This is a genomic window from Paraburkholderia sp. (genome assembly GCF_047605525.1).
Taxonomy (GTDB): domain Bacteria; phylum Pseudomonadota; class Gammaproteobacteria; order Burkholderiales; family Burkholderiaceae; genus Paraburkholderia.
Window position 1 is genome coordinate 1 of sequence record NZ_JASGFN010000016.1, and the last position, 26,298, is coordinate 26,298.

General features: G+C 65.2%; 26 protein-coding genes and 1 tRNA gene. 11 read left to right on the top strand and 16 right to left on the bottom strand.

Annotated features, from left to right (window positions below):
* A partial coding sequence (locus QM685_RS22365; protein WP_415119442.1) for an MFS transporter occupies window positions 1-995 on the bottom strand: 995 nt, incomplete at its 3' end.
* A gap of 399 nt (window positions 996-1,394) precedes the next feature.
* On the opposite strand from QM685_RS22365, the gene QM685_RS22370 reads away from it, so the two are divergent.
* Entirely contained in the window at window positions 1,395-2,495 is a 1,101-nt protein-coding gene (locus QM685_RS22370) for a porin (protein ID WP_415119444.1), read from the top strand.
* Between the two features lie 23 nt (window positions 2,496-2,518).
* On the opposite strand, the gene QM685_RS22375 is transcribed toward QM685_RS22370, so the two are convergent.
* Both QM685_RS22375 and QM685_RS22380 read right to left on the bottom strand, forming a co-directional pair.
* Window positions 2,519-3,544 (bottom strand): LysR family transcriptional regulator, encoded by a 1,026-nt coding sequence (locus QM685_RS22375; RefSeq protein ID WP_415119446.1) that lies wholly within the window; start codon window positions 3,542-3,544, stop codon window positions 2,519-2,521.
* A complete protein-coding gene (locus QM685_RS22380) occupies window positions 3,541-4,536 on the bottom strand; it encodes an AraC family transcriptional regulator (RefSeq protein WP_415119448.1) in 996 nt (331 codons plus the stop codon). Before QM685_RS22380 ends, QM685_RS22375 begins: the two co-directional genes overlap by 4 nt.
* A gap of 214 nt (window positions 4,537-4,750) precedes the next feature.
* On the opposite strand from QM685_RS22380, the gene QM685_RS22385 reads away from it, so the two are divergent.
* The gene (locus tag QM685_RS22385; RefSeq protein ID WP_415119450.1) at window positions 4,751-5,854 is read left to right on the top strand and encodes an NAD/NADP octopine/nopaline dehydrogenase family protein; all 1,104 of its coding nucleotides are present in this window, start codon (window positions 4,751-4,753) and stop codon (window positions 5,852-5,854) included.
* Entirely contained in the window at window positions 5,854-6,909 is a 1,056-nt protein-coding gene (locus tag QM685_RS22390) for a 3-hydroxybutyryl-CoA dehydrogenase (RefSeq protein WP_415119755.1), read from the top strand. Before QM685_RS22385 ends, QM685_RS22390 begins: the two co-directional genes overlap by 1 nt.
* 80 nt (window positions 6,910-6,989) lie before the next feature.
* Here QM685_RS22390 and QM685_RS22395 read toward each other — a convergent pair whose 3' ends face one another.
* Window positions 6,990-7,853: an alpha/beta fold hydrolase gene (locus tag QM685_RS22395; protein ID WP_415119452.1), complete on the bottom strand. Its 864-nt coding sequence runs from the start codon at window positions 7,851-7,853 to the stop codon at window positions 6,990-6,992.
* A gap of 95 nt (window positions 7,854-7,948) precedes the next feature.
* Here QM685_RS22395 and QM685_RS22400 point away from each other — a divergent pair, with 95 nt between their 5' ends.
* Window positions 7,949-8,812 carry a LysR substrate-binding domain-containing protein gene (locus QM685_RS22400; RefSeq protein WP_415119454.1) on the top strand — a complete coding sequence of 288 codons (864 nt, stop codon included), beginning with the start codon at window positions 7,949-7,951 and terminating at the stop codon, window positions 8,810-8,812.
* A 23-nt stretch (window positions 8,813-8,835) separates the two neighbouring features.
* Here QM685_RS22400 and QM685_RS22405 read toward each other — a convergent pair whose 3' ends face one another.
* From QM685_RS22405 to phaP, 6 genes are all read right to left on the bottom strand, one after another.
* The gene (locus QM685_RS22405) at window positions 8,836-9,735 is read right to left on the bottom strand and encodes a phosphatidylinositol-specific phospholipase C (protein ID WP_415119456.1); all 900 of its coding nucleotides are present in this window, start codon (window positions 9,733-9,735) and stop codon (window positions 8,836-8,838) included.
* Window positions 9,736-9,749: 14 nt separating this feature from the next.
* Window positions 9,750-10,631, bottom strand: a complete 882-nt coding sequence (locus QM685_RS22410) for a carbohydrate ABC transporter permease (RefSeq protein WP_415119458.1) — start codon at window positions 10,629-10,631, stop codon at window positions 9,750-9,752.
* Complete coding sequence (locus QM685_RS22415; RefSeq protein ID WP_415119460.1) at window positions 10,601-11,470, bottom strand: carbohydrate ABC transporter permease; 870 nt, start codon at window positions 11,468-11,470, stop codon at window positions 10,601-10,603. Before QM685_RS22415 ends, QM685_RS22410 begins: the two co-directional genes overlap by 31 nt.
* Window positions 11,471-11,498: 28 nt before the next feature.
* The gene (locus tag QM685_RS22420; RefSeq protein WP_415119462.1) at window positions 11,499-12,746 is read right to left on the bottom strand and encodes an ABC transporter substrate-binding protein; all 1,248 of its coding nucleotides are present in this window, start codon (window positions 12,744-12,746) and stop codon (window positions 11,499-11,501) included.
* Between the two features lie 198 nt (window positions 12,747-12,944).
* A complete protein-coding gene (locus tag QM685_RS22425) occupies window positions 12,945-13,208 on the bottom strand; it encodes a hypothetical protein (RefSeq protein WP_415119464.1) in 264 nt (87 codons plus the stop codon).
* A gap of 173 nt (window positions 13,209-13,381) precedes the next feature.
* Window positions 13,382-13,858 (bottom strand): TIGR01841 family phasin, encoded by a 477-nt coding sequence (gene phaP / locus QM685_RS22430; protein ID WP_415119466.1) that lies wholly within the window; start codon window positions 13,856-13,858, stop codon window positions 13,382-13,384.
* A 396-nt stretch (window positions 13,859-14,254) separates the two neighbouring features.
* Here phaP and QM685_RS22435 point away from each other — a divergent pair, with 396 nt between their 5' ends.
* Window positions 14,255-15,394: a DNA-binding protein gene (locus QM685_RS22435; RefSeq protein WP_415119468.1), complete on the top strand. Its 1,140-nt coding sequence runs from the start codon at window positions 14,255-14,257 to the stop codon at window positions 15,392-15,394.
* Between the two features lie 35 nt (window positions 15,395-15,429).
* Here QM685_RS22435 and QM685_RS22440 read toward each other — a convergent pair whose 3' ends face one another.
* Complete coding sequence (locus QM685_RS22440; RefSeq protein ID WP_415119470.1) at window positions 15,430-15,792, bottom strand: hypothetical protein; 363 nt, start codon at window positions 15,790-15,792, stop codon at window positions 15,430-15,432.
* Window positions 15,793-16,133: 341 nt separating this feature from the next.
* Here QM685_RS22440 and QM685_RS22445 point away from each other — a divergent pair, with 341 nt between their 5' ends.
* Window positions 16,134-17,486, top strand: a complete 1,353-nt coding sequence (locus tag QM685_RS22445; RefSeq protein WP_415119472.1) for an MFS transporter — start codon at window positions 16,134-16,136, stop codon at window positions 17,484-17,486.
* Between the two features lie 27 nt (window positions 17,487-17,513).
* Here the strand turns inward: QM685_RS22445 and QM685_RS22450 are convergent, their stop codons facing one another.
* Window positions 17,514-20,036, bottom strand: a complete 2,523-nt coding sequence (locus QM685_RS22450) for a penicillin-binding protein 1A (protein WP_415119474.1) — start codon at window positions 20,034-20,036, stop codon at window positions 17,514-17,516.
* Between the two features lie 172 nt (window positions 20,037-20,208).
* Between QM685_RS22450 and fabV the strand changes: the two genes are divergently transcribed.
* Entirely contained in the window at window positions 20,209-21,405 is a 1,197-nt protein-coding gene (fabV, locus tag QM685_RS22455) for an enoyl-ACP reductase FabV (protein ID WP_415119476.1), read from the top strand.
* A gap of 90 nt (window positions 21,406-21,495) precedes the next feature.
* Here fabV and QM685_RS22460 read toward each other — a convergent pair whose 3' ends face one another.
* Window positions 21,496-21,879, bottom strand: a complete 384-nt coding sequence (locus tag QM685_RS22460) for a hypothetical protein (protein ID WP_415119757.1) — start codon at window positions 21,877-21,879, stop codon at window positions 21,496-21,498.
* Between the two features lie 245 nt (window positions 21,880-22,124).
* Here QM685_RS22460 and QM685_RS22465 point away from each other — a divergent pair, with 245 nt between their 5' ends.
* The 4 genes from QM685_RS22465 to QM685_RS22480 all read left to right on the top strand — a co-directional run bounded on the left by QM685_RS22465 (window position 22,125) and on the right by QM685_RS22480 (window position 23,857).
* The gene (locus QM685_RS22465; RefSeq protein WP_415119478.1) at window positions 22,125-22,565 is read left to right on the top strand and encodes an Hsp20/alpha crystallin family protein; all 441 of its coding nucleotides are present in this window, start codon (window positions 22,125-22,127) and stop codon (window positions 22,563-22,565) included.
* A 28-nt stretch (window positions 22,566-22,593) separates the two neighbouring features.
* A complete protein-coding gene (locus tag QM685_RS22470) occupies window positions 22,594-23,001 on the top strand; it encodes an Hsp20/alpha crystallin family protein (protein WP_415119480.1) in 408 nt (135 codons plus the stop codon).
* A gap of 211 nt (window positions 23,002-23,212) precedes the next feature.
* The gene (locus QM685_RS22475) at window positions 23,213-23,776 is read left to right on the top strand and encodes an Hsp20/alpha crystallin family protein (RefSeq protein WP_415119482.1); all 564 of its coding nucleotides are present in this window, start codon (window positions 23,213-23,215) and stop codon (window positions 23,774-23,776) included.
* Window positions 23,777-23,784: 8 nt separating this feature from the next.
* Window positions 23,785-23,857, top strand: a tRNA-Lys gene (locus QM685_RS22480).
* Between the two features lie 65 nt (window positions 23,858-23,922).
* Here the strand turns inward: QM685_RS22480 and QM685_RS22485 are convergent.
* From QM685_RS22485 to QM685_RS22495, 3 genes are all read right to left on the bottom strand, one after another.
* Complete coding sequence (locus tag QM685_RS22485) at window positions 23,923-24,552, bottom strand: TetR/AcrR family transcriptional regulator (protein ID WP_415119484.1); 630 nt, start codon at window positions 24,550-24,552, stop codon at window positions 23,923-23,925.
* 28 nt (window positions 24,553-24,580) lie between these two features.
* A complete protein-coding gene (locus tag QM685_RS22490; RefSeq protein WP_415119486.1) occupies window positions 24,581-25,204 on the bottom strand; it encodes a glutathione S-transferase family protein in 624 nt (207 codons plus the stop codon).
* A gap of 105 nt (window positions 25,205-25,309) precedes the next feature.
* Complete coding sequence (locus QM685_RS22495; protein ID WP_415119488.1) at window positions 25,310-26,206, bottom strand: LysR substrate-binding domain-containing protein; 897 nt, start codon at window positions 26,204-26,206, stop codon at window positions 25,310-25,312.
* Window positions 26,207-26,298: the final 92 nt, after the last annotated feature.

Consider the following 26,298-nt stretch of genomic DNA (forward strand, 5'->3'; position numbering starts at 1 on the left):
GTGAAGGCGGCGGCGGGCAGCGCCATCGCCGCCGCGCCGATGCAGCCCGCGAGCATCGGGCCGTCGCCGCGGCCGCGGCGCAGCAGCCGGTCGTTGAGCCAGCCGCCGCAGAACACGCCGGTCGTGTTGGCGACCAGCAGGATCGTGCCGAGCGTGTAGCCCGCTTCCACCGGCGACATGCCGAAGCGCCGGATATAGAACGCGGGCGTCCAGCTCATCAGGCAGAACAGCGTCATCGCATAGAACGAAAAGCCGATGTAGTGGCAGAAAAACGTCTTGCCGTGCGAGCGGATGAAGCGCGCGGAATCGGCCAGCGACACGCGCCGCGCGTTGCCGCTGGCATCCTGCACGAGCCCCTTGCGTTGCGGATCGCGCACCGTGAGGCTGAACACCAGCGCGACGAGAAGGCCGGGCAGGCCGACGATGAAGAACGTGACCTGCCAGCCGTGCACCGCGCCGACGATCGGCAATGTCACCATCGACGCCTGCTTGAGCAGCGCGATCACATAGCCGCCGATCAGGAACGCGATGCCGCCGCCAATGAACGAGCCGAGCGAATAGATGCCTGCCGCGCGGCCGAGCTTCTCCCTGGGGAAGTAGTCGGCGAGCATCGAGTAGGTGCCGGGCGACAGCGAGGCTTCGCCCACGCCGACGCTCATGCGCGAGAGAAACATGTGCAGGAAGTTCTGGCTGATGCCGCAGGTGGCCGTGGCGACGCTCCACAGCGCGATACCCGCCGCGATGATACGGGGCCGCGCAAAGCGGTCGGCGAGGTACGCGAGCGGGATGCCCATCACCGCGTAGAACAGCGAGAACGCGAAGCCCTGCAGCAGGCTGAACTGCGTGTCGGTCAGGTGCAGGTCGCGCTTGATCGGCTCGATCATCAGCGCGAGCACCTGGCGGTCGACGAACGAAAAGACATAGGCAAGCATGCAGATCAGCACGACGTACCACTCGTACGTGTAGCGTCTGGCGTTTTTTACGCTGGGGTTCATTCTGGTTCTCCGATGTGTCGATCGTGTTGTGAGCGCGAATCCCGTCGTTCCCTGCCGAAGACGCGCGAGCGAGATGAGTCGAGGCAGCGTACGCAAACAAATTTCGACGACAAAGGCTCAAATGTCCCAGACGTCTGGTGGCAACTACCGAGCGGCCTAAAGGATTTACCAGGGGCATCGCCGCGAATCGCGCGCGCATGGGCGCTTACGGCTTCGTTTGCCGGGTGTTTGTCTTCCGGCGCCGCGCTCATGAATCGGATCTATAAGTGATATACGGCCGGCTTGATCGACGTTCGATATTGGCCTTTCTAGACTCGCCCCGGTTCTTCAACGACATCACGCGCTTCGCGGGCCTGCGCGCGAAGCGACGAATCCACTCTTTTTGCCGGGACGACAAGGATGAGGACGACCAACTGGAAGTGGTGTATTTCACTCGTGGGCATGGCGGCTATGCCGGCCTTCGCGCAATCGGGCATCACGCTGTACGGCCGTATCGATACGTCGATCGAGTACGCGAACTTCGGGCCCAACCATGTGGTGCGGATGGGCACCGGCAATCTGTTCGCGACGCAATGGGGCTTGAAGGGCGTCGAGGATCTGGGCGGCGGCTACGCGACGATCTTCAAGCTCGAAAACGGCTTCAACTCGGCCAATGGCGCGATCAGCGGCAACGGCGCGCTGTTCGGCCGCGAGGCGTGGGTCGGGCTGACCGGGCCGTTCGGCGGCCTGCAGGCCGGCGAGACCTATACGGTGCTGCACACGTCGTTCGTGACCTACAGTCTGCCCGGCTATGGCGCGGGGCTCGCGTGGGGCAATGCGTCGAACAACTTCGTGCTGCCCGCGTTCCTGCGCACGAGCAACACGCTGCGCTATACGTCGCCGCGCCTCGGCGGCTTCCTGCTGCGCGCGACCGCCTCGCGCGGCGCCAACGGCGCGACCGGCGTGCCGTCGACACTCGGCGATACCTACGGCGCCGGGCTCAACTATGCGAACGGACCGCTGTCGATCGACGTCGACTACATGCAGCAGAAGTTCAGCACCGCGACGGCCGCGACGCTGTCGCCGACGAGTCCCACCGGAACCGGCAACTACGCGCTCGGCGCGATCTCGTACGACTTCGGTTTCGTGAAGCCGGCATTCATCTACCTGCGCCACCGTGGCGGCCCCGATGTACCGACGGCGGTGGCGAGCGCGTGGTCGAACCCGCACAACGACTTCTTCGAGCTGAACGCGACGGTGCCGATCGGCAAGGCGTCGCTGCTCGTGAGCTACGGCCACTATCACAAGATCGCGGATAGCGAAGGCAACGCCGACTCATACGGGCTGCGTCTCGACTACCCGCTGTCGAAACGCACGGTTCTCTATACGGGTGCGGCGATGGTGCACAACGGCGAGCACGCGGCGTTCGCGATCAACGGCGCGGGCGGCGGCGGGGTGCCGGTCGGCAAGCCCGGCGCCACCGCAAGCTCGCTCGTGGCCGGCGTCATGACGTCCTTCTGAGCGCGCGCGGCCAGTGCCCGCGCTCACGTACCGGGTGCGGGCGGCCTCAGATCGGGCGGGATCGCGAGCCAACTATCGTGGGGCTCGCGCGCGCCGATGCGGAACAGTTCCATCAGCAGCGCGCGCAGCCAGCGGTGGCCGGGGTCCGCGTCGAAGCGTCGATGCCAGTACGCATTGACCGGCCACGTGGACGCATCGGCGATCTCGAACGCGGCCATCTCGCCGAGCGGCGCGAACGCGCGTGCAACCGTGCGCGGCAGGATCAGCGCGTAGTCGCAGCGATAGAGTATCGCGGGCACCACCATGAAATTGGGCACCGCGACGCGTACACGCGACGCGAGTCCGTGCTGCTCGAGCAGCGCCATCGCCTGCGGATGCGAGCTCACCGCGATGAACTGCAATGCGGGCGGCACGGTGCCGTCGAGCACGAAGTGATCGTCGAGCGCGTAACGCTCGGCCACGCGACGCGGCATCATCAGCACATAGCGCTCCCGCAGCAGCTCGCAGTGATGGAAGTGGCTGAACGCATGGGGGAAATTCCCCATCGCAAAGTCGATACGTCCCGCTTCGATCGCGACGTTGAACTGGTTGTCCTCGATCCGCAGCGTTTCGATCACGACGCCGGGCGCGCGCTCGTCGAGCTGGCGCAAGAGCGTCGGCAGAAAGGCGCTTTCCGCGAAATCGCTCATATACAGGCGGAACGTGCGGCGCGAGGTGGCCGGCGAGAACTGCGCGCCTTCGTCGATCACCGCCTGCAGGATCGACAGCGAGCGGTCGATCGAGGCCGCCAGACGCTGCGCGCGCGGCGTAGGTTCGACGCCGCCGCCAGTGCGCACGAAAAGCGCGTCGTGAAACAGCAGGCGCAGGCGGCCCAGCGCATGGCTTACCGACGGCTGCGTAATGCCGAGACGCAACGCGGCGCGGCCCACATGCTTCTCCGCATAGACCGCGTGGAAGGTTTTCAGCAGGTTCAGGTCGAGGTCCTGGACGCGCAGCGCGCCGGCGGATTCATCGCCTGGCGGGGCAAGGAGGTCGCTGGTGTGGGTCATAAGAACGTTCGTTGCGTGCCGCGCTTCGCGGTCGCCGACGGCGGACAGCCGTAGCGGCGCGCGTACGCTTTCGCGAAGTGGCCGAAGCTGTGCACGCCGTGCTCGAGCAGCACGTCGGTGACGCCGCGCTCCGGGTTGTCTTTCAGCGCACGGTGCACGGCTTCGATGCGCCGCTCGCGGATGTATTCGGCGGGCGACACGTCGAGAAACTGACTGAAACCGTTTTGCAACGTACGCGGCGACACGCCGGCCGCTTGCGCGAGCGTCGCGATGGACAGCGTGTCGCCGAGATGCGCGTCGATATAGTCGCGCGCGCGTTTGACGTGCGCCGGCAACGGCGGCTTCGCGCCGCGCGCGAGCGTCTCGCTGTATGAATGCGGCAATTGCATCAGCAGCAGCGTGGCAAGCCATTGCGTAAGCTCGGGACCGAGCAGGCTGTCGCGCTCGCTCGCGTCGATCTGCTCGCACAGGCTGCACAGATAGCGCAGCGTCGAATGGAACACCGCGGCTCCGCCATGCGCGCGGCCGACTTCGAGATCGAACACGAGCGGGCGGCGCAGCGAGCTTTGCAGCATCTCGGCAAGCCTGATTTCGAGCGCGGCTCGATCGACGCGCAGCAGCAGGCTGCGGCAGGCCGTATCGGTGCGGATGCGGCTTTCGCGCGACGGCGACGACACACTCAGGCTGCCCGCCGACAGCGACACGCGCTCATGGCCCGATTGCAGCTCGCAACGGCCGGCGAGGGTCGTGCGAAACAGATAGTGATGGTCGAGCTCGCCCGCGTCGATATGGGTCTCGCGGCCGTAGCTCAATTCGAGCAGGCTCGCGCGATGCATGGCGACGCCATAGAGTTCGGCGGCGTTCAGCGGCCCGTGGCCCGCTACGTCCATGCGATGTTCGCACAGCAGCTTCGCCACTTCGCGTTGGACGTCCTCGCGCGCGCGGGATGCGCCGAGCCGGTTGCGGTGTTTGCGCGGAATCGCGATTTCCATCGTTCAATGGCCTCGAAGAAACGGCGGCAAGCCTCGCGCCTATGATCCGATGGTCAATAAGTGCGCGCAAGAAAGGATTCACCCTCATACACGGCGCACCGCGCATGTGAGTATCGCGATTGTGTTGCCGGCGTTGAACAGCGGTTGCGCGTGTTGAAGTGCGGCGATCGGAGCGCCCCCTTAATCTCGCTGCTATTGCACAAGGAGACGAACAATGAAGGTCAGCGTACTGGGTGGCGGGCACGGGTGCTTTGCGGCGGCGATCGACATGCTCGAAAAAGGCCACGACGTCACATGGTGGCGACGCGATACTGCGGCATGCGCGCGTCTGCGCGAACTGGGCGGGCTGAACGTGAAGGACTGGCGCGGCACGCGTCGCGTGCCGCTGGGCGACGCGCGCGGTGCGATTCGTCTCGTCGACGATCCCGGCAGCGCGGTGCGCGACGCACGGCTGATCGTGATTCCGCTGCCGTCGACGACGCACGAATCGCTCGCGGGCCTGCTCGCGCCGCTTCTCGCGGATGGTCAGGTGGTCTATCTGCCGCCCGGCACGTTCGGCAGCTATGTGTTCGCGAAGGCGATGGCCGACGCGGGCAACCGCGCGCGCGTCGCGTTCGCGGAAACGGGCACGCTGCCGTATCTCGTGCGGCGCCACGGCGAGAACGACGTGGTCATCAGCGCCTACGCAACGCGCCTGCCCACCGGCGTGCTGCCCGCCGAAGCGGGCGAGTGGGCGTTTCCCGTGCTCGAGGAAGGCTATCCCGGCGTCGAGCCGATCGAGGATGCGCTAAGCGGCGCGCTGATGAATGCGGGGCCAGTGATCCATCCGCCGCTCATCATGATGAACGCGGGACCGCTCGAGCATTTCGAGTCCTGGGACATCCACAACGAAGGCACGCAGGCGTCGATTCGTCGCGTGACGAGCGCGCTCGACGCGGAGCGGATCGCCGTGCGCGAAGCGCTCGGATACGGCGCGCCGCATTTTCCGCTCGCCGATCACTACGCGAGCGAGGGCGACGAATGGATGTACGGCCGCGGCGCGCACGGCAAGCTGACGGACAGCGGCGACTGGCGCGAAAAGATCGACCTGAAGGCGCATCGCTACATGCTCGAGGACACGCGGCTCGGACTGTCGTTCATCGTTTCGGTCGGGCGTTGGGCCGGCGTGCCGACGCCGGTTGCTCAGGGACTGCTGAGCATCGCGAGCGCGGTGGCGGAGCGTGATCTGTATCGCGAGGGCCGCACGCTCGAAAACCTCGGGCTGGCCTCGCTGTCGCGCGAGGCCATGCGCGAGCGGCTGACGCGGGGGCTCGCATGATGCACGGCGCGGCCGACGTGAAGCATGTCCATGTGCTCGGCGCGGGACGCATGGGGCAGGGGATCGCGCTCGCTTTCGCGTTCGCCGGCTTGCGCGTGACGCTCATCGACTTCAAGGAACGCGACGCCGCCGCGCGCGCCGCGTTTGCGGCGGCCGCGCTCGCCGGGATTGAGCAGCAGTTGCAGACCCAGGCCGATTTCGGGCGTATCGACGCGCGCCAGGTCGCCGCCGCGCTCGCGCGCGTGGACGTGCTCGATCGCGCGGGCGCCGAGGCTGCGCTGGCCGGCTGCGAAGTCGTATTCGAAGCGGTGCCCGAAGTGATGGCCGCCAAGGAGGAGGCGTTCGCGTGGCTCTGCGCGCACGTCGGTGCTGAAGCGACGATTGCCTCGACGACGTCGACGTTCCTCGTCACCGATCTGCAACGGGCGGTCACGCATCCGCGGCGGTTCGTCAACGCGCACTGGCTCAATCCCGCGCATCTGATGCCGCTCGTCGAGATCAGCCGCGGCGACATCTCGGATCGCGCGGTCGTCGCGCGGCTCAAGGATCTGCTGCGGCGTGCCGGCAAGGCGCCGGTCGAGTGCGCGCCGTCGGCGGGCTATATCGTGCCGCGCATTCAGGCGCTCGTGATGAACGAAGCGGCGCGTATGGTGGAAGAGGGCGTGGCGAGCGCGCACGATATCGACACGGCCGTGCGTACGGGCTTCGGCCTGCGCTTCTCGGTGCTCGGGCTGCTCGAATTCATCGACTGGGGCGGTTGCGACATTCTCTATTACGCGTCGCATTACCTCGCGAAGGAGATCGATCCGCGTTTCGAGCCGGCCGGCATCATCACGCGGCATATGGAAGCAGGACAGGATGGCATCCGCACCGGCAAGGGCTTTTACGATTACGCGGACGTCGAGGTGCCCGCTTATGTGAAGCGCCGGCTCGGCGAGTTCGGGCGGTTGCTCGAGCATCTCGGGCTTGCGCCACGTTATAACTCGGCGCTCGATGCCAGTGAGGCGTTCAGGTCCGATGAGGCCGTCGGGTTCGGCGAACCGGCGAGCGGCTGATGGACGACACCGGCAACTTGTATCGCCTGCGATCCCTGCATCGCGGCAACGCATGCCGCGCCCGATCGCGACGTGCCGTTTCAGCTCGCAAACCGCTTCAACGCGCGATTGAACGCGGCGGGGCTCGCGACATTCATCCCGTGCGATGCGCCGGAAATCGTCTCACGCTCCGCAAATTCAATCCATTCCTCGAGTTTGTCGACGTTGTTGCGAAACATGCGCGGGCTTTTCTGTCCGTCGATCAGCAGCGTGCGGCACTTGATGTCGCGCGCCGCTTCCTGCGTATAGGGCGGCAGAGGATCGCGAAACTGCTTGGGCAGCGTGAGCGCATTGTCGAGCGCCATGCGTCGAAAGCTCTCGGTGCTTCTGTTCCAGAACCCCGGCATGCTGACCGAGTCGACGAACATCGCGAGGCCCGCGTCGAATTCGCCCAGCTCGATCAGTTCCGCGACGCGCGTGCGCAGTGCGTTGGTCGCGGCGGGCAGCGTCGCCGGCACGTGGCGCGACGGTCCCTGCAGCGGGCCGCCGGGGTCCGCGAGGGTCAGCGTTCTGACGAGCCGCGGGAATTCCCGCGCGACGTGAAACGCGACACAACCGCCGCGCGAATGGCCGACCAGATGCACCGGCGCGAGGTCGAGCGCCTCGATAAACCCGGCCACCTCGGCGACATGGGATTCCCAACTGAATTCCGCGCGTCCGTACGCGTCGGCTTCAGGCCAATAGTGGCCGAGACTGGGCGCGACGCAGTGAAAGTGCTCGGACAGGGACGACATCTGCGGCGCCCAGTACCGGTAGTCGCACAACGAACCATGGATGAAGACCATCGGCTCGCCCTGGCCGGACTCGACGTAGGGTACGGACAGGCTCGATGCGGTCGTGACGAAAGACGGTATCGGGCAGGCGCCTGCCAGGGCCAGGGTCGTGTGGTGGGTTCGCGCGTTCATCGTCGCCTCCTTTCCGACACTATGCGGCATCGAAACCGTAGCGAAAATCGCATAATATTGATGCTATCCTTCAGATTTTCTGATGGATATCCCGCATGCCGACCGAAATCAGGGCGCTTGACCTCGACGTGCTGTCGATGATGGTCGCGATTGCCGATGCCGGCACCATCAGCGGCGCGGCGAAACTCGTGCACCGGTCGCAATCGGCGGTGAGCATGCAGATCCGCACGCTGGAGACGGTGCTCGGCAAGCCGCTGTTCGTGCGTCATCCGCGCAGTGTCGTGGCGACCCAGGAAGGGGAAGTGCTGCTGACCTACGCGCGCCGGATGCTCGCGCTGCGCGACGAAGCGTGGGCGGCCGTGGTTCGGCCGGACGTGACCGGGCGCGTCGTGATCGGCGTCCCCGACGATTACGCATCGTCGCTGTTTCCGCCGATCCTCAAGAAGTTTTCGGCTACCTATCCGAAGGTGGAGATTCAGGTCATCGGTTTGCCCAGCGTGGCGCTGCAACCGATGCTGAAGGAGGGCACCGTGGACCTCGTCTGCGCGACCCGCGTGAAGGGCCTGCACGGCGAGTTTCTGCGTCACGAGCCGATGGTCTGGGCGGCCGCGCCCGGTGCGACCGAGATCTGGCGGGAACGGCCGCTACCGATCGCCGTGTTCCTGCCGGGAAGCGTGGCGCGCGAGAAGGCCATCCGCAGTCTCGAGCAGGCCCGCATAAGCTACCGGACCTCCTACGAAAGTCCGAGCCTGCTCGGGCTGCTGGCGATGGCCGAGGCGGGGCTCGCCGTCACGCCGCTCGCCGCTTGCGCGGTGCCGTCGCACTTCGCGTTATTGGGGCTGGCGCACGGCTTGCCCGATATCGGCAATCTGGAAGTCGTCCTTGCGCGCAGCGCCGCGTCCAAACGTCCGCCGTGTGATTATCTGGCGGAAAGGATTGTCGCTGAACTGCGGCGCTGAGCGCCCGGCCGCATATTCGGCGCTCAGCCCGGCGGCAATCCGTGGCGCCAGTTGCAATCGATCAACGCATGAACGAGGTGCCAGTCGTGCCACTCGCAAAAGTCGAGCATCATGGTGCCGCACGGTTGCGAACGAGCCGCGAGCCGCCCGGCAAGCCGCTCGTGAATACCGCGATGCCGTGTATCGCCGAACGCCACGACGACCGGCGGTGCCGCCATCCCGGTGCCGCTGCAAAAGTTGATCACCCAGCGTTCGCCGCACAGGCTGGGAGCAAGTTCCAGCAGCGAATCGATCGCGCGCCATTTGAAAGCGATCGACGCGGGCACCGGCACGCGAAACTCGTCTTGAATGGTGAAGCGCGCCGGCACGTCGTCGATATCGAACGTCGCGTTGTCGGGCCAGGCCGTCAGATCCAGGCCGAGCGGTTTTTCGCTCGCGAAGCGACGCAGTAGCACGATGCCCCCGCGTACCACCTGTAGCCGCGGCGGTTCAGGGGCAACGTGCCAGCGCATCTCCGCGTGGCGCGCCACATACCATTCGAAGGTCGCGGCAAACGTACGGGTGCAGTCACGCGCGGGCCATTCGTCCTTCACCGACATGACCACGGATTCGCCCGGATGACGAGCGAGAAACCGACCGCAAGTGCGCACCACATCGTCGAAAGTGAGACCGAGCGGGATGCCGCCGTGATGAATCGCAAAGCGGTCGCGCTCATGGCGGCAGCGAATGTCGAGTACCCGCACGCCATGAAGCAACTGATCTTCCAGCGCCGCATGCTGCGTGCGCGCGAGCCGGTCATCGACGGTGCTGGCACAGGTGTCGTGGCTGCCCGGCAAGGTCAGTGCGCCAAGCAATCGGCGGCCGTCGATTGCCGCCATCCAGTCGGCCGGCGAAACGGTGGAGTCGGTGAGGGAAGGGCACATAAAAGTGGAAGCCGTTACTTCAACCCGCCGGAAAAGCCCTGCACCAGATAGCGCTGCACATAGCCCGCGAGCAGAAGCGTCGGCACCGACGAAATCAGCCCCGCGCTCATCAGTTCTCCCCAGTCGATGCCGTTCTCGGTCACATAGCCCGCCATCGTCAGCGGCAGCGTGAAATGACCCGGCGACGAGACGAACAGCAACGCCAGCAGAAACTCGTTCCATGCGGTGATGAACACGAAGATGGCGGTGGCAACGAGGCCCGGCGCGCAAAGCGGTACGACGATAAAAACGATGCGCTGCGCGAGGTTCGCGCCATCGAGCGCCGCGGCCTCCTCGAATTCGACCGGCACGTCGCGCACGAACGGCAGCAACATCCAGATCGCCATCGGCAACGCGTACAATTGGTACGCGAGTATCAGCCCGAACAGCGAGTCGAGCAGATGCAGCCACTTGGCCAGCGAAAAGAGCGGTACGGCCACCGTAATCGGCGGCATCAGCTTGAGCGCCAGCACGAGTATCAGAAACACCAGATCGCACCGCGCCGGAAACGCAAGTCGCGCGAGCGCGTAGGCGGCAGGAAAGGCCAGCGCGAGCGCGAGCAGCGTGGCGCCCAGCGCGACCCACATCGAGTTCAGCATCGACTGGGCCATGCCGCTTTCCCACACCGCCGCGAAATGCTCGACCGTGGGCGCGGCAGGCCACAACGCCAGCGGATGGGCGAGGCGTTCCAGGGTCGGCGTGAAGGCCGCGCCGGCCATCCATACGCACGGCAGCAACAGCACGGTCAGCGCGGCCAGCCGCAACAGCCCGCGCGCCGCGGCAGCGGACGAGCGTCGCGCGACACCGTGCAAGCGCGCCAGCGGCATCACCGGTCGCGTCTGACGGCCGATTTCCATATGTATCCCGAGACCAGCACCGCGCAGGTGAGCAGCATCAGCACCGAAGCCGCGCTGGCAGGTCCAACGTTGAAGAAGCGAAAGCCCGTGTCGTAGATGTACGTCGACAGCGTCTGCGTGGCATTGCCCGGACCACCGCCCGTCAACGCATATACCTTGTCGAACAGCTTGAAGGTGTCGATCGAGCGCAGCAGCATCGCGAGAGCGACGTGCGGCGCGACGAGCGGCAGCGTGATGTAGCGCAGGCACTGCCATTCGTTCGCACCGTCGGTGCGCGCCGCCTCCGCGATTTCAGGCGGAATCGACTGGAGCCCCGCGAGAATCACGAGGAAGGCCATCGGGGTCCATTGCCAGACGTCGACCAGCATCAGCGACCAGAGCGCGAGGTGCGGATCGGACAGCCAGGGCACCGGCGGCAGATCCACCGCCGCGAGCAGCGCATTCAGGAAGCCGCGGTAATTGAGCCAGTTGCGCCAGATGGCGGAGCACACGAGCGTGGAGAGCATCATCGGCAGCACGGCGAGCGGCAACGCGATGCGCCGGCCGGCAAACGCGCGGGCGAACAGCAGCGCGAGCGCGAGTCCGAACAGGACTTCGGCGATCGACGCCACGATCATGAACTGGATCGTATTGACGAAACTCGTGCCGAACTCGCCGTCCGCAAGGACCGACCGATAGTTGGCCAGCCCGATGAACGAGCGATGCCCCGACGCGTAATCCACCGAGAAAAACGAATCGATCAGCACGCGCGCCACCGGGTACAGCGCCAGCGCCCCGAGCATCAGCACGGCCGGACTCATCAGGACGATCAGCGGCAGGTAACGTCGCAACCGGCTCATCGATCCGTTCCCACGCTGGCCCGCGCTGTTACTGAGATGAGGCGTTGGCCTGGGCGATCTTCCGCGCCGCCTCGCGCAGGGCCGCGTCGGGCGCGGCCTGCCCGGTCAGCGCGAGTTGCAGCGCGTCGCCGAGAATCGCCTCGATCTGCTGCCAGTCCTTCACGCGGGGCCGCGCCCGGCCCGCTTCGAGCGCCTTGAGCTGGTCCGGATACCAGCGATACTGTTTGACGAGCGCCGGATTGGCGAAGACGCTCTTGCGCGTCGGCGGAATGCCGAGCACCGCAAGCTGTGTTTGCGTCGCCGGCGAAGTCAGGTAGGCAAGGAAATCCGCAGCCACTTTCGCATGCGCTGCATCTTTCGCGATGCCCATTTGCCAGATGCCGAGCATCGGCGCCGGCCCGCTGATCTCGCCGGGCGGAGGTTGCAGCGCGACCTGGCCGACCACGCGCGACTTCGCCGGATCGTCGAGCGCGGGCACCCACGCAGGCCACACTTCGATGGCCTGCGCGGCCATGCCGCCCTGCAACGCGTCGCGCACTTCACCCGCGCCATACACGTCGACGTCCTTCGGTGCCCACTTCTTCAGGGCGAGCAGCATCTTTAGCGCGTCGAACGCCTGCGGCGAATCGATCGTGACCTTGCCGTTCGCGTCGACGACTTCTCCGCCGTACGCCCACAGGATCGGCAGAAAACCGGTGACGACAGGGTTGCCCTTCACGCCGCGAAATACGACACCCGAGACGTTCCTGTCGGCTGTACCGACGGTCTGGGCGATCTTCAGCACGTCGTCCCACTTGCGCGGCGGCTGCAGACCGCGACTTGCGAGCAGATCCTTGCGGTAGGCGAACATTTCGACGTTGCCGACGATCGGCATCGCGTACAGGGTGCCCGTCGACGCGCGTCCGAGGGCGACCGTGGAAGTCACCATGTCGGCATCCGCCAGCGTGGCCGGCAGCGGCTGAAGCCAGCCGTTGGCGATGAATTCGGGGGACCAGGTGTCGTCCATCATCACGAGGTCATAGGCGCGGGTGTTTTCCCGCAACGACAGCTTCAGCTTCTGATAGAGATCGTCGTTCGGCAGCTTCAGCAATTCGATATCGACGCCCGGGTGCTGCTTCCTGTAGCCCTCCACTGCCTGCGCGAGCCCGCGGCCGTAGATGTCGTCCCGGCCCGCGATCACGAGATCCGCGGCATAGGCGCCGGCGGCGGTGATGAACAGGGAAGCCGCGACAGAAACCGCGCGCAGACAGGCGAAGAGGGTGGTCCGCTGGATCATTGATTCCTCTCAGGGATAGGCGTATGCGTACGATGAGTCCAGAGCTACCACCCCGTTTTTTTGCGTCGCGCGCAGAGTCGCGAAAAATAGATGCCAGATGGGGCAGCGGGGATTGCAGCAACCTATCATGACAAACATGTGTCAGCAAGCAGGGTTGCCGCGGGGTGTATCGTTGAGCCGCGTGACGTGCCGACGCCGCTATTGTTTTTCGATCTCCTGTTTTCCGGCTGCAATACTGACTATTCCACGCAGCCGGTCCATGACAGCCAGCGCATGTTTTCGATCTGCTTCGGACATATCCTGACGGCCAAGCAATATTTCGATGCGCGAGCGCCAATAATCCGGATCATTGATTAACGATGTCGAAGCGATCCAGCCGCCGCTTTTTGCTATTCGCTCGAGCATGGCGACCATTGCTTCGATGTGCAACAGATCGCTTTTGTAAGAAGCGTCGAGTGCCATCACATTCTCTGTCTATGGGTTTTCCTCGGGCGACTCGACCTGCGCGAGAGTCGCGCCCGAATGCGCGATCCGCCGATCTGGAATCACGCGATTCCGACGGCCTTTCTGGACATGGCGGAATGGCCAGACAGTGCCTGGCCAGGTTGATCGTGATCGACGGGGCGCGCGGCGGGCTAACCGTTCCGGGCCATCGCGATGGTTTGGGCGGCGGTTTTGCGGATCGTCTCCAGGCCGACGCTGCTCATCGAAACCGCCGACTTCGCCGCAGTAGCCGCGGCTTCGGAAAAGGCAGGGGTATTCTTCGCGAAACCTTCGACGATATTGCGCAGTTCGAGTTGTTGCCGCTGGAATTCGGCGTCGAGGATTTCCAGAATCGCGGCATGGGTGCGCGTCACGATTTCGGATGCCTGGCGATTATGCGCAAGCAGCTTTTCCGCGAACGGCCTCACGTTATTCACCTGTTCAATCCACAGTTCGAGCGGTGTTCTGTTTGACAACGTCGTCTGCGCGGCATCGCGACCGGGCAGCGCCTGCTTTACCAGCTCGAGGTTCAACTCAACGAGTTCTTCAAAGCCCCTGAACGCCTGCTGCGCCAAAGAAAATCCCGCCCAAACGCTACTACTGCGCATCCGGTCGATGTGTTCAGTCATCGGGAAATACACCGTCAACTCCTTGAGCTATACAAATGAAACGGCCTGTGGCAACGGCACCGCGGAAATAATCAATCCGCGACGCATCCGCGCAAAGGCACTGCTGGGGCGCTGAAACGCGGGGCCTTTCCCGCATCGCAGCATTAGACGGTTTATTCTAACTTTGTTAAATATGCGTGGGGAAGGCTGCTTTATAGGTATTTCACCTTAGTGCGGCTGCTGGTTTGTTGTGCCGGTGCTCGGTCTGAGAGCACGTAACTTCCATCGCGAGCCCCGTTGACGCACTCAGGCGGCGAGGCCGAAGAACCCAAGCGTGTGGGTCAGGTGCCGATTCTGGGTGCGAATATTAAACACGACATTATAGTACTAATGTCGTGTTATAAATCATAGAACGTATTGTTTTTATCGTATTACGTTGTATTATCAACATATCAACCTTTCCACGGCCTCCACAGCGCCATGACACTCGAATCCGACATCGAAGCCGCCCGCGAACGCGCGTCCGACACCCAGACGCTGTACCGCGAAGTCTGCGGGCTGCTGTTTTTCCGCTACGGCGAGACGCCGACCGCCAACCGGCTCTATCAACTCGTGCGCAAAGGCAGCATGAGCGCGCCGGCTAAGGCGCTGCGCGATTTCTGGATCGAAGTGCGCGAGAAAACCCGCGTCGACGTCGGCCGCCCGGATTTGCCGCCCGAGATCGCGACGGCCGCCGGAGAGTTCGCGGCCCGGCTCTGGCGTCTGTCGAGCGACGCCGCGAGCGCCGCGTTCGACGTATTCAGACAGGACGCCGACGCACAGGTCGCCGCAGCCCGTGAACAGGCTCAGGAACGGGAAACGCAGCGTCAGGAGGCCGTGGAGCGAGCCGAACAGGCAGCGAACGACGCCAGCGCGCTACGGGCGCGGATCGGCGCGCTCGATGCCCGCATCGTCGAGTTGCAAACCGCCAACGAGATGCTGGGCGCGCAACTGGCGGCATCGAAGGAAGAAATTGCGGCGGGAATCGCCGCGTTGGCCGACGCCCGGCGCGATTTCGCCGACGAACTGGCCAAGCTGCGCCGCACCCACGAACAGAACGAACAGCGGCTCGCCGCCGCGGAAAAACGCGCGCTGCTCGAAATCGAAGGCGAACGGGTGACCGCGCAGCGTCTGCGCAAGGAGCTACAGGCGAGCCAGGAGCGGGCGGCTACGCTGGAAGCCGACTACCGGACGCAACGCGAGACGCTGAGGGACGAAATGGCGGCGGCGAAGGCCGAACTGGCCGCGGCGAATGCACGGCATGCGCTGACCGGCGCGCAACTGGCCGAAAAGGACGCGCTGCTGGCCGAACGCGTGGCCGCGGCGGACCTGTTGCATCAGCGTATCGACGCGATGTCGCGGCGGCTCGAAGCGGCGCGCGCGGCGAAGGGGGCCGCGCGCCCTGCCCGCCGCTCCCGCGCAAAAACGGCTGCACAGGGTCGCGCGGCACCTGGTTTTTCAGGCGCGGGGTTCGTCAGGCGTGCTCCCCATTCCAGCCCGCCCAATCCCAAAGATTGACGACGCGGCCAATCTCCAGCACACAATGATGAGCATCAGAACTTCGGATGACACTCGAAACTGACCGACGATTCATGCTCGCTCATCACGCGCACGCCGCTGACGGTTTCCGTCGTCACGCTGCTTTGCATGCCGCGCCGTTCGCAATAGTCGCGCGCCTCGTTCATCGCGAGCTGGTGCGCGCGGGCCCACGCCATCCGGCCGCCGGTCGCGCTCGCCGCGACCGTATAGCTGCCGGGCTTGCTGCTCGCCGTCACGTCGGTACGCGAGGCGCATCCGACGAGGCTTGCGCACGCGAGCACCGCCGCGGCGAACCCGCGCATGCGTACCGATACCCATGCCCTCTTCCGCATCGTTCCGGGCACGCCGGGAATACTGTCCGAGTCCTGATTGACCATAGTGCAACACCTGCATTTTTAACCGATTACAAGCGGTGAATTATCCGCAATAGATCGGCGGGGATCAGGCAGCTCGATCCGAAAACACTGTTGCGCGCACCTTAACAATGGCGGCTATAACGCAACCGCCTGTCATGAACGTGATGGCCGAAATGGCCGAACCATGTCGTTCATAAAGCCGTTCGTAAAGCCATTCGTAAAGCGCTTCACAAAGAACTTCCGGAATCGCATTCGAGCGTCTAGTCTGTAACGATGCCTTTTCGGCGCACAGGTTCAGCTACCCGCACGAACCCCGCAAACACATCGGTATGCGGCACCCGCAGAACCGGAGGAGACAATCGATGGATCTCGAGGCACGCACCATTCAACGCGTCACGGCCCGGCTCGTGCCGTTCCTGATTCTTTGCTACTTCATCGCCTATCTGGATCGCGTGAACGTCGGCTTCGCGGCGTTGCAGATGAACAAGGCGCTCGATCTGTCCGCGAGCGCGTTCGGCTTCGGCGCCGGGGTGTTCTTCATCGCGTATTTCTTCTTCGAAGTGCCGTCGAACCTGCTGCTCGATCGCTTCGGCGCACGCCGCTGGATCGCGCGGATCATGTTCTCGTGGGGCATCCTCGCGGGCGCGATGGCGTTCATTCCCGACATCGCGCGCTTCACCGGCATGTCGCCCGCGCACGTGTTCTACGGGCTGCGCATCCTGCTCGGCGTGGCCGAGGCCGGCTTCTTCCCCGGCATCATCTATCTGCTCACATTGTGGTTTCCGGCCGCGTACCGGGGCCGCGTGGTCGGCTACTTCATGGCCGCGATTCCGCTGTCGACGGTGATCGGCGGCCCGATCTCGGGCGCGCTGCTGTCACTCGACGGACGCGGCGGACTCGGCGGCTGGCAGTGGCTGTATCTGATCGAGGCGCTGCCCGCGCTGCTGCTGTCGGTCGCGGTGCTGTTCTATCTGACCGACAGGCCCGCCGACGCGACATGGCTCGCTGACGACGAACGCAACTGGCTGATCGCGCGCCAGCAACAGGAGCGCGAGCATCGCGAGGCCGTGCGCAGCTTCAGCGTGAAGGAGGCACTGATCAATCCGCGCGTGCTCGCGATCGCGCTGATCTATTTCGGCGCGAACGCAACCAACTACGGGTTGAGCTTTTTCCTGCCGCAGATCATCAAGGCCTTCGGCCTGACCAATCTGCAAACGGGCTTCGTGACCTCGCTGCCGTATGTGGTCGGCCTGGTCGGGATGATTCTGTGGGGACGGCATTCGGACCGCAAGCTGGAGCGCCGCTGGCATGTGGCGATCGCGCTGCTGGTGGCGGCCGGCGGCATCGCCGCCGCGGCCGGGCTCGACAATCCGGTGCAGAAGATGATCGCGCTGTCGATCGCCGGGTTCGGCATCTTCGGCTGCCTGCCGGTGATCTGGACGCTGCCGGCCGCGTTCCTGTCGGGCGCGGCGGCCGCGGGCGGCATCGCCGCGATCAATTCGCTCGGCAATTTGGCGGGCTTTTTCGGGCCGTTCGCGATGGGCTGGATCAAGGACAGCACCGGCGGCTTCGGCGCCGGGCTGCTGTGCCTCGCGGGCGCGGGGCTGGTCGGCGTGGCGGCGGTGTTGCTGCTGCATCACGATACGTCGCTCGAGACGACGCATGGGAATCCGCATGCGCGTCCGGCGGGTGAGGCCGGGGTGGCGAGGCCCTAGCATCCAGCGCGTTCAAACCGGGCTCAATCAATTCGCCCCGCTGCCGTTATCGGAGCCATCCCCACCCTGCCCGCCCGCATCCGGCGGCACGATATCGTCCGGCGTCGGGGTCGGCGCGAGCGCCGCCGCGCCGCCGCCGTGCGCTTCGCCATCGACCGTATTGGCCGCCGCGGGCGCGGACGCCGCCCCCGGCGCCGGCAACAGCGGCGGCAACGCACGCGGTTCGGCGAGCGCCGCGGACGCACCGGCCGCTTCCGCCACGGCAGGCATCGAGGAAGCCGCGGGCGCGGCAGGCTTGGCCGCTACCACCGGCGCGCGCCGCGCCGGAGCATGCGGCACGACCTGCTTCTGCGATTTCTCCGGCGGGCGCGCAAACAGATGCCCGATCCAGTCGCTCAATCGCGCCGTGCGCTCGGCGAACCAGCCGGGCTGTTGCTCGGTGTCGAACTTCACGCGCGTATCGACGAGGCGCGAGCGCTGCGCGCGCTGGAAGAAGTCGCCGACGATCGGCAGCGCGCTATGCGCCCCCTGTCCCCAGTAATTGCTCTTCAGCGTCACGCGGCTGTCGTTGAAGCCGACCCACGCGCCCGCCACCAGTTGCGGATGAATCAGGATGAACCAGCCGTCCGCGTTGTCCTGCGTCGTACCGGTCTTGCCCGCGACGTCGCCGCGCACGCCGAAGCGCGTACGGATGCTCGCGCCGGTGCCGCGGCTGACGACATCGCGCATCACGTCGACGAGCGTGCGCGCGGCGTCGGCGGGCAGCTCGCGTGTCGGCGAGGCCGGCGCGAATTGCGCGAGCACGTTGCCGTTGCGATCCTCGATACGCGTGACCATCAGCGGCTCGACGTAAGTGCCGAGATTCGCGATCGTGCCGTACGCCGAGACCATCTCCTTCAGCGTCACCGGACTCGTGCCGAGCGCGAGCGATGGCACCGGATCGAGCTGGCTGTCGCGCACCCCCATCGCGCGCGCGAGCCGCGCGACCTTGTTCGGGCCGACCGTCTGCATCACCTGCGCGGTGATGCGGTTGCGCGAGTACGCGAGCGCGTCGCGCAGGCTGATCTCGCGGCCGCTCGGTTCGTCTTCGTCACCCGGCCTCCAGATTTCGCCGCCGGCAAGCTGGATTTCGACGGGGTTGTCGGGCAGCTTGTCGTCCGGCTTCGCGCCCGCCTCGAACGCCGCCGCGTAGACGAACGGCTTGAACGTCGAGCCCGGCTGACGGCGCGCCTGCTGCACGTGATCGAACGGGTCCTCGCTGAAGTCGCGGCTGCCGACCCATGCCTTGATCTCGCCGGTGCGCGGATCCATCGCGAGGAAGTCGGCCTGCACGCGCGTTTTCGTGTCGCACACGTTCTGCACGAGCTTGCGGTCGGCGAGCAGGTGCTTCATCGCATCGTCGTCGGACAGGCCCGTGTCTTTCGCGGCGCGGAAGTCGGGCGTTTCGCGCAGGAACGTGCGCAACAGGTCCTTGTCCGCCGAGCAGCCCGCGCGCGTGCCCCATGCCGAGTTCGCGATGCCCTGCAACTGGTTGCCTTGCAGCGTGACCGCCTGGGTCGCCATCGTCTGCAGACGCGAATCGAGCGTCGTGCGCACGACGAGGCCGTCGGAATAGATGTTGTAGTCGTTGCGGTCGGCCCACGCGACGAGCCACTTGCGCAACTGCTGCGTGAAGTGCGGCGCGGGCCCGGGCGGCTCGACCTGGCGCTCGAAGTCCAGACGCAGCGGCTTGCGGCTCAGCGTGTCGTAGTTGGCGGGCGTGAGCTTGCCGTATTTGACCATCTGCGCAAGCACCGTATTGCGCCGTTGCAGCGCGCGCTCCGGATTCAGCACCGGGTTGTAGTAGCTATTGCCCTTCAGCATGCCGGTCAGCGTCGCCGCTTCGAGCACGTTCAGGTCCGACGCCGACTTGTCGAAATAGGTGCGCGCGGCCATCTCGATGCCGTACGCGTTGTACAGGAACGGCACCGTGTTCAGGTAGGTTTCGAGGATCTCGTCCTTCGTGTAGAACGCTTCGATCTTCAGCGCCGTGATTGCTTCCTTCAGCTTGCGCGTGAGCGTCGGCGCGCGGCCGATTTCGTCGGGATACAGATTGCGCGCGAGCTGCTGCGTGATCGTCGAGCCGCCCTGGCGGTCGCCGGAAAACGTATGCAGCGCGGCCGACGCGGTGCGCCGCCAGTCGAGGCCGAAGTGCTGGTAGAAACGATGATCCTCGGTCGCGATCAGCGCGTTCACGACGTTCGGCGAAATTTCATCGAGCTTCACCCATTCGCGGTTCGACGGCTTGAACTCGGCGAGCAGCTTGCCGTCCGCGGACAGGATCCGCGCGGGCTGCTCGATTTTCGCCTTGCGGATGTCGCCGATGCTCGGCGTGAACGGGATCAGCAGCAGCACGTACAGCACGAACAGCGCCGGCAGCGCGGCGAGTCCCCACGCGAAGGTACGGCGGGTCGGGTGGCGCAGATGCCACCAGGCCTTCGCGATCAGCGGGTTCGCGAGGGTCAGCCCTTTATCGAGGGCCGCCAGGAAGAAGGAGATGAGGCGCTTCACGCTTGCTTGTCGTCGGCTGGGAAAGGCGCAATCGTACCAAGATGCGGGAGGCGCGCCGGTTTTTGCGGAGTCGCGGCGGGTGGTCCGCCGTGCCGCCGCTCCCGCTATCGCCGATGCCCGGCCCCGGCGGCGGGGCCACTATAATGTCGGCAATTCCGACAAGAGGTGCTTCATGATCATCAAACCGCGTGTGCGTGGCTTCATCTGTGTATCGACCCATCCGATCGGCTGCGAAGCCAACGTCAAGGAACAGATCGAGTATGTGAAGGCACGCGGCCCCATCGCCAACGGCCCGAAGAAGGTGCTCGTGATCGGCGCGTCGACCGGCTATGGTCTGGCCGCCCGCATCAGCGCCGCGTTCGGCTCGGGTGCGGCCACGCTCGGCGTGTTCTTCGAGCGCGCCGGCAGCGAAACCAAGGCCGGCACGGCCGGCTGGTACAACACCGCCGCGTTCGAGAAATTCGCGACCGCCGAGGGCCTGTACGCGACCAGCATCAACGGCGATGCATTCTCGGACGAAGTCAAGGCGCGCGCGATCGAAGTCATCAAACGCGATCTCGGCCAGGTCGACCTCGTCGTCTATAGCCTCGCGGCGCCGAAGCGCCAGCATCCGAAAACCGGCGAGGTGTTCAGCTCGGTGCTGAAACCGATCGGCCAGGCCGTCAACCTGCGCGGCATCGACACCGACAAGGAAGTGATCAAGGAAACCGTGCTCGAACCGGCGAGCCCGGAAGAAATCGCGCAGACGGTCGCGGTGATGGGCGGCGAAGACTGGCAGATGTGGATCGACGCGCTCGCCGAAGCAGGCGTGCTCGCGGACGGCGCGAAGACCACCGCGTTCACCTATCTCGGCGAGAAGATCACGCACGACATCTACTGGAACGGTTCGATCGGCGCGGCCAAGAAGGATCTCGACCAGAAGGTGCTCGCGATCCGCGAAAAGCTCGCGGCGAAAGGCGGCGATGCGCGCGTCGCGGTGCTGAAGGCGGTCGTCACGCAGGCCAGCTCGGCGATTCCGATGATGCCGCTCTATCTGTCGCTGCTCTTCAAGGTAATGAAGGAAAAAGGCACGCACGAGGGCTGCATCGAGCAGGTCTACGGCCTCTACAAGGAGAGCCTGTACGGCGCCCAGCCGCATCTGGACGACGCAGGGCGTCTGCGCGCCGACTACAGGGAGCTCGACCCGCAGGTGCAGGGCCGCGTGCAGGAACTGTGGAATCAGGTGACCAACGACAACCTCTACGAACTCACCGATTTCGCCGGCTACAAGACCGATTTCCTGCGTCTGTTCGGCTTCGAAATGAAGGGCGTCGATTACGAAGCGGACGTCGATCCGGACGTGCGGATTCCGGGTCTCGTGCAGGTTTGAGGGTTGCGGCTCGAGGGTTGCGATTCGCGGCAGGGTCCGTACCCTGCCCCTGCCTGTGCCTGCCCCAATGCGTCACTGGCGTCACTGGCGTCACTGAATCGGCGGCACCACGCCGAGCTTTTCGGCCAGCATCCTCTCGTAGACGCCGAAGTGCAGATCGACCTCTTCCTGCGTGAGCACGGTCACGGCGATATTGATCTGCGTGGGCTGCAGGCCGAGCACCGTCGCGATCACCGCTTCCAGTTGCGGCACGCATAACCGGTCATCGGCGAAGGTCGTGCCGACAGCAATTTCGTAAGCGGATTCCTGCCGCAATACCACTTCGACCAGCCGCGCACGCGCGCTCATGTTGCTGTCGATCGCCAGCCGGATGACCTCAACCGCCGTGCGCATCGTGCCGGTCGGAAAACCCTTGATCGAGCGCAACCGGATCCGGTGCCGGCCCAGGGTCAGCCAATCGTGTTCGAATTCCATCATGTCCTCGCAGGGTCCGTCAGGGGCATCGCGCAGATAGGATGCGGCCGGCCGAATTCAAGAGCAGAAAGTCGCGCTACCCCCCTTGAAATTTCCGTCCGGGATCCTATCTTAGATTCCGCTCAGGCAGTCGCGCCGGCAATCCGGTGCGCTGCGTGTTTCGATTTGTTTGCCCGCGGCACGGCAGACGGACTGGAGCGCGTAGGCCGGTTCGTCTTCCTGCTGGTTTGAAGGAGGAAATGACCATGAGCGATCTCTACTACGGAACCGACCTTTTCAGCGAGTTCGACCGTCTGCAACGGCAGATGGCGAGCCTCTTCGGTGGCTTCCCGTCCAGCATCCGTTCCGGGCGCTTCGGCGCCTTCCCGCAGGTCAACATCGGCTCGACCGACGATTCGATCGAGATCGTCGCGTTCGCGCCGGGTATCGACCTCGCCAACCTCGACGTATCGATAGACAAAGGGCTGCTGACCATCAGCGGCGAGCGCGGCACCGCGCAGCCGGAAGCCGGCGACGACACGCGCACCTATGCACAGGAGCGGTTCGCCGGCACTTTCCGGCGCGTGATCGAACTGCCGCAGCAAGCGGACCCCGACAAGGTCACCGCGCACTACACCAATGGCTGCCTGACCGTAAGCATCGGCAAGCGGGAAACGTCGAAGCCGCGAGCCATCTCCGTTCAATGAAACCCATCGCGAAACCGAGGAGAACATCATGAACGACACGACAGAACTTGCCAGCAAAAATCAGACGGCGGTTGGCCGTCGCGAAGACGACCCGTCACAACGTCGGATCACGCTGACGCCGCCCGTGGACATCTTCGAGGATAGCCAGGGCATCACCCTGTGGGCGGATCTGCCCGGCGTGACGAAGGACCGGCTCGATGTGAAGGTGCACGACGGCAACCTGTACATCGAAGCCGAGGCGGTGGTGCCCACGCCGGCGGGGCTGCGCCTGCAGCACGCGGAAATCCGCCAGCCTCACTTCGCGCGGGCGTTTTCTCTGGGGGCTGACTTCGACGCATCGAAAATCGATGCAAACCTGAAGGACGGCGTGCTGAAGCTGACGATTCCGCGCCGCGACGAAGCGCGGCCGCGTCGGATCGAAGTACGCACGAGCTGAAACCGGCAAACGGGCGGCAACGACAGGAGAAAACCGGTGGCGGTCATCCGGCCGCCCCTCTCCGATTGCGCAGGCCCGAATGCAGGACGTCATACAGGCATGCCGGCGCGGGTAGATGGCCGGGATCGGGCGCGATGGATGGCCGAAGTCCCGCGGCATCGGCGCAATGACTGGAATCCGGTTCTCCTGCCGGACCGTATAGGAGAATACGATGAACACCGATCCGAAAAAGTGGAATCCCTTCAAGTTCCTGCGCGGAGCGGCCCGCAAGTCCGATGCGGACGGTCCGGAAAGCCCGCCGTCGAATGAGCAATGGCGCGCCTCCTGGCCCGACATTCCGCGACTGTTCTCGCGCGAACCGTGGCGCGCAATGGAGGAGTTCTTTCACGACCCGTTCGCGGGCCGTGGCGCGCTCGAACGATGGTTCGGCGACTTCAGCTCATCGCGCTTCCAGCCGCGCATCGACGTGGTCGATGAAGGGCCGGTGCTCCGCGTGAGCGCCGAGCTGCCTGGAATGAAACGCGAAGACCTGAGTGTGAGCGTCGAGGACGGCGCGATCGTGCTGCGCGGCGAGAAAAAGCAGGATGTGCGCAGCGAGGAAAACGGCTGCTACCGGCTGGAGCGCGCACATGGAAGCTTCGTCCGCACGATCCCGATGCCGGAAAACGCCGATCCCGAGCACACCCTGGCCAAGTTCGACAACGGTGTGCTCACGTTGACCGTGCCGAAATCGGAGCCGGCGCGCTCCGCGAGTCGCACGATCGACATCGGTTAGCGCGAGCCGGGCCGTTAGCTCAGCTGGTAGAGCAGTGGACTTTTAATCCATTGGTCACTGGTTCGAATCCAGTACGGCCCACATCAACCCGGGCATTCCGGCGCCGCCCGACGAGTGCGCTCCGCGCCCAGGATCGTCAGACCGCATCAAACCGCATCGGACCGCGACTCCGCCACATAGCCATCTACCGCGCGCATCACGCGTGCTTCCAGCGCCGCGGCATCGCGCTCGTCGCGCTCGCCCGCGTAATCGACCATGCCGCGCACGATCGCCAGCAGATCATGCGCGGCGAGATTCACGTCATCGAGCGCAGGCGCCTGTGCCTTGTTGCCCAACGCGTCGACGAGCGCGGCGTGCACCGTATCCGTGATCCGCTGATCCCGTTCGCCGACCGGCAGGCGCCGCTCCTCGAAATCGATGAGCCGCGCGAGCACCGGCCGGCGCATCTGATGCGCGACCGCCGCGCGCACCAGCGCCCGCACGCAGTCGCGCGAAATTTCCAGCGCCGCCGCCGCGTGGATATCGGCGGCCAGTTGCGCGGTTTCGCGCTCGATCAGCGCGACCGTCAACGCATCGCGATTCGGAAAGTACTGATACAGCGAGCCGATGCTGACACCGGCGCGCAGCGCGACCGCATTGGTCGTATAGCCTTCGAGCCCGTGCGTCTCCAGAATGCGGGCCGCCGCTTCGAGCACGGCTTCCACGGTTTGCGCGGAGCGCCGCTGGATCGGCGACCGACGGGGCTTCAGATGCTGGGTAGCGGTGGATTTCGGCATGGCGAAAACAGGAGCGTCGAGTCGGATATCAGGGCGTGCCGTTACGGCAATACTCGCGATACCCGGCGCGCTCCGCGAGCCGCGCCATATAGGCGGCGAGCGCCGGAAAATCGTCATGCGGCTGCGGCGTGTCGAGCCAGCGGTTCGCCGACAGCGCGACTGGAATATCCGCGAGCGAAAACGCCTGCCCGGCGATAAACGCGCCGGTCCGTTCGAGCTGCCGTTCGACGATCGCCATATGCTTCGACCAGTTCGCGCACGACAGCGCGATCTGGCGCGCATCCTGATGCGCGGGCGAGCGCCGCACCAGCCCCATGAACGCATAGCTCCACGCGCGGTTCAACTCGCTCGCCTGCCAGTCGATCCACTGATCGCAACGCGCGCGCTCGACCGCATCCGCCGGATACAGCCAGTCGCCGCGATAGCGGTTCGCGAGGTAACGGATGATCGAATTCGATTCCCACAGCACGAACTCGCCGTCGCGAATCACGGGGACCGTCGCATTGGGATTGAGCGCGCGGAATTCCGCGACGTCGGTCGAACGGAAGCCGGCACCCCAGTCTTCCTGTTCGAACGAAAGGCCGAGTTCCGCGCAGGTCCACAGCACCTTGCGGACGTTGATCGAGGTGGACTTGCCGAGTATCTGCAGCATGGATGGGTCGCTCGGTGGCTGGATGGATTGGGCGCGTGGCGGGAATTCAACGCGAATCACACTCGCGCGGCACCGCCAGTTTGCCTTGCGTGCGCCGCGCCGTCATCAGGCTTTGAGCGTCGCCTGCTCGCGGATCATGTCGTAGAGCGCCTGCGCGGCCGGCGACAGCCGCGCGGTCTTGCGCGCGACGAGCACCAGCGTGCGCGACACGGCCGGCTGCGTCAGCTCGACGGTGCGCACCGTGGGATACGCGCCCTTCTGCAGCGCGAGCGCCGGCACCACGGCCGCGCCGACCCGTTGCGCGACGAGCCCGACCGCGGTCGAACTGCGCTGGACCTCGTAGAACGAGCGCGGCGTGAGATCGCTCGACTCCAGCGCGACGTCGAGCAGCGCGCGGTTGCCGCTGACCTCGCCGGCGAAGATCAGCGCGACGCCCTGCAATTGCCGCCACGCGATGCGCCGCCGCCTCGCGAGCGGATGGCTCTCGTGGCAGATCAGCACGTAACGGTCTTCGGTGAGCGGCAAACTCGCGAGATCCGGATGATGCTCGCGCGCGATATTGATGCCGAACTCGACCTCCCGGCGCAGCACGGCCTCCTCCACCGCCGCCGACGCATGATCGAGAATCTTGATGCGGTTGTGCGGATAGCGCGCCGAATACGCCTGAAGAATGCGCGGCAGATACTGGATCCCGACGGTCGGCACGCACGCGATCGACACGTCGCCGCGCCGCGCCATGCCGGTTTCGCGAATGTCGACGAGCGCGTCGGCCAGTTCGCCGAGCAGACGGCGCGCCTGTGGCAGAAAACTACGGCCGATTTCGGTCAGTGCCATCGAGCGCGTGGTCCGCTCGACCAGCGTGACGCCGAGATAATTTTCGAGCTTGCGCAGCCGCTGGGTGATCGCGGTTTGCGTGACGTGCAGCGCATCCGCCGCGCCCTGGAAGCTGCCGCGATCTGCGATCGCGACGAAAGCCTGCACGCCGAGGGTGTCGATTTTCATTAGAAAAATGAAGCAATCGGAATCATAAATTCATTTTACTCTGGCCTTCGGGCCGCCGAGAATGGGCGCACCGAACCCCACGAAGGAGCAAA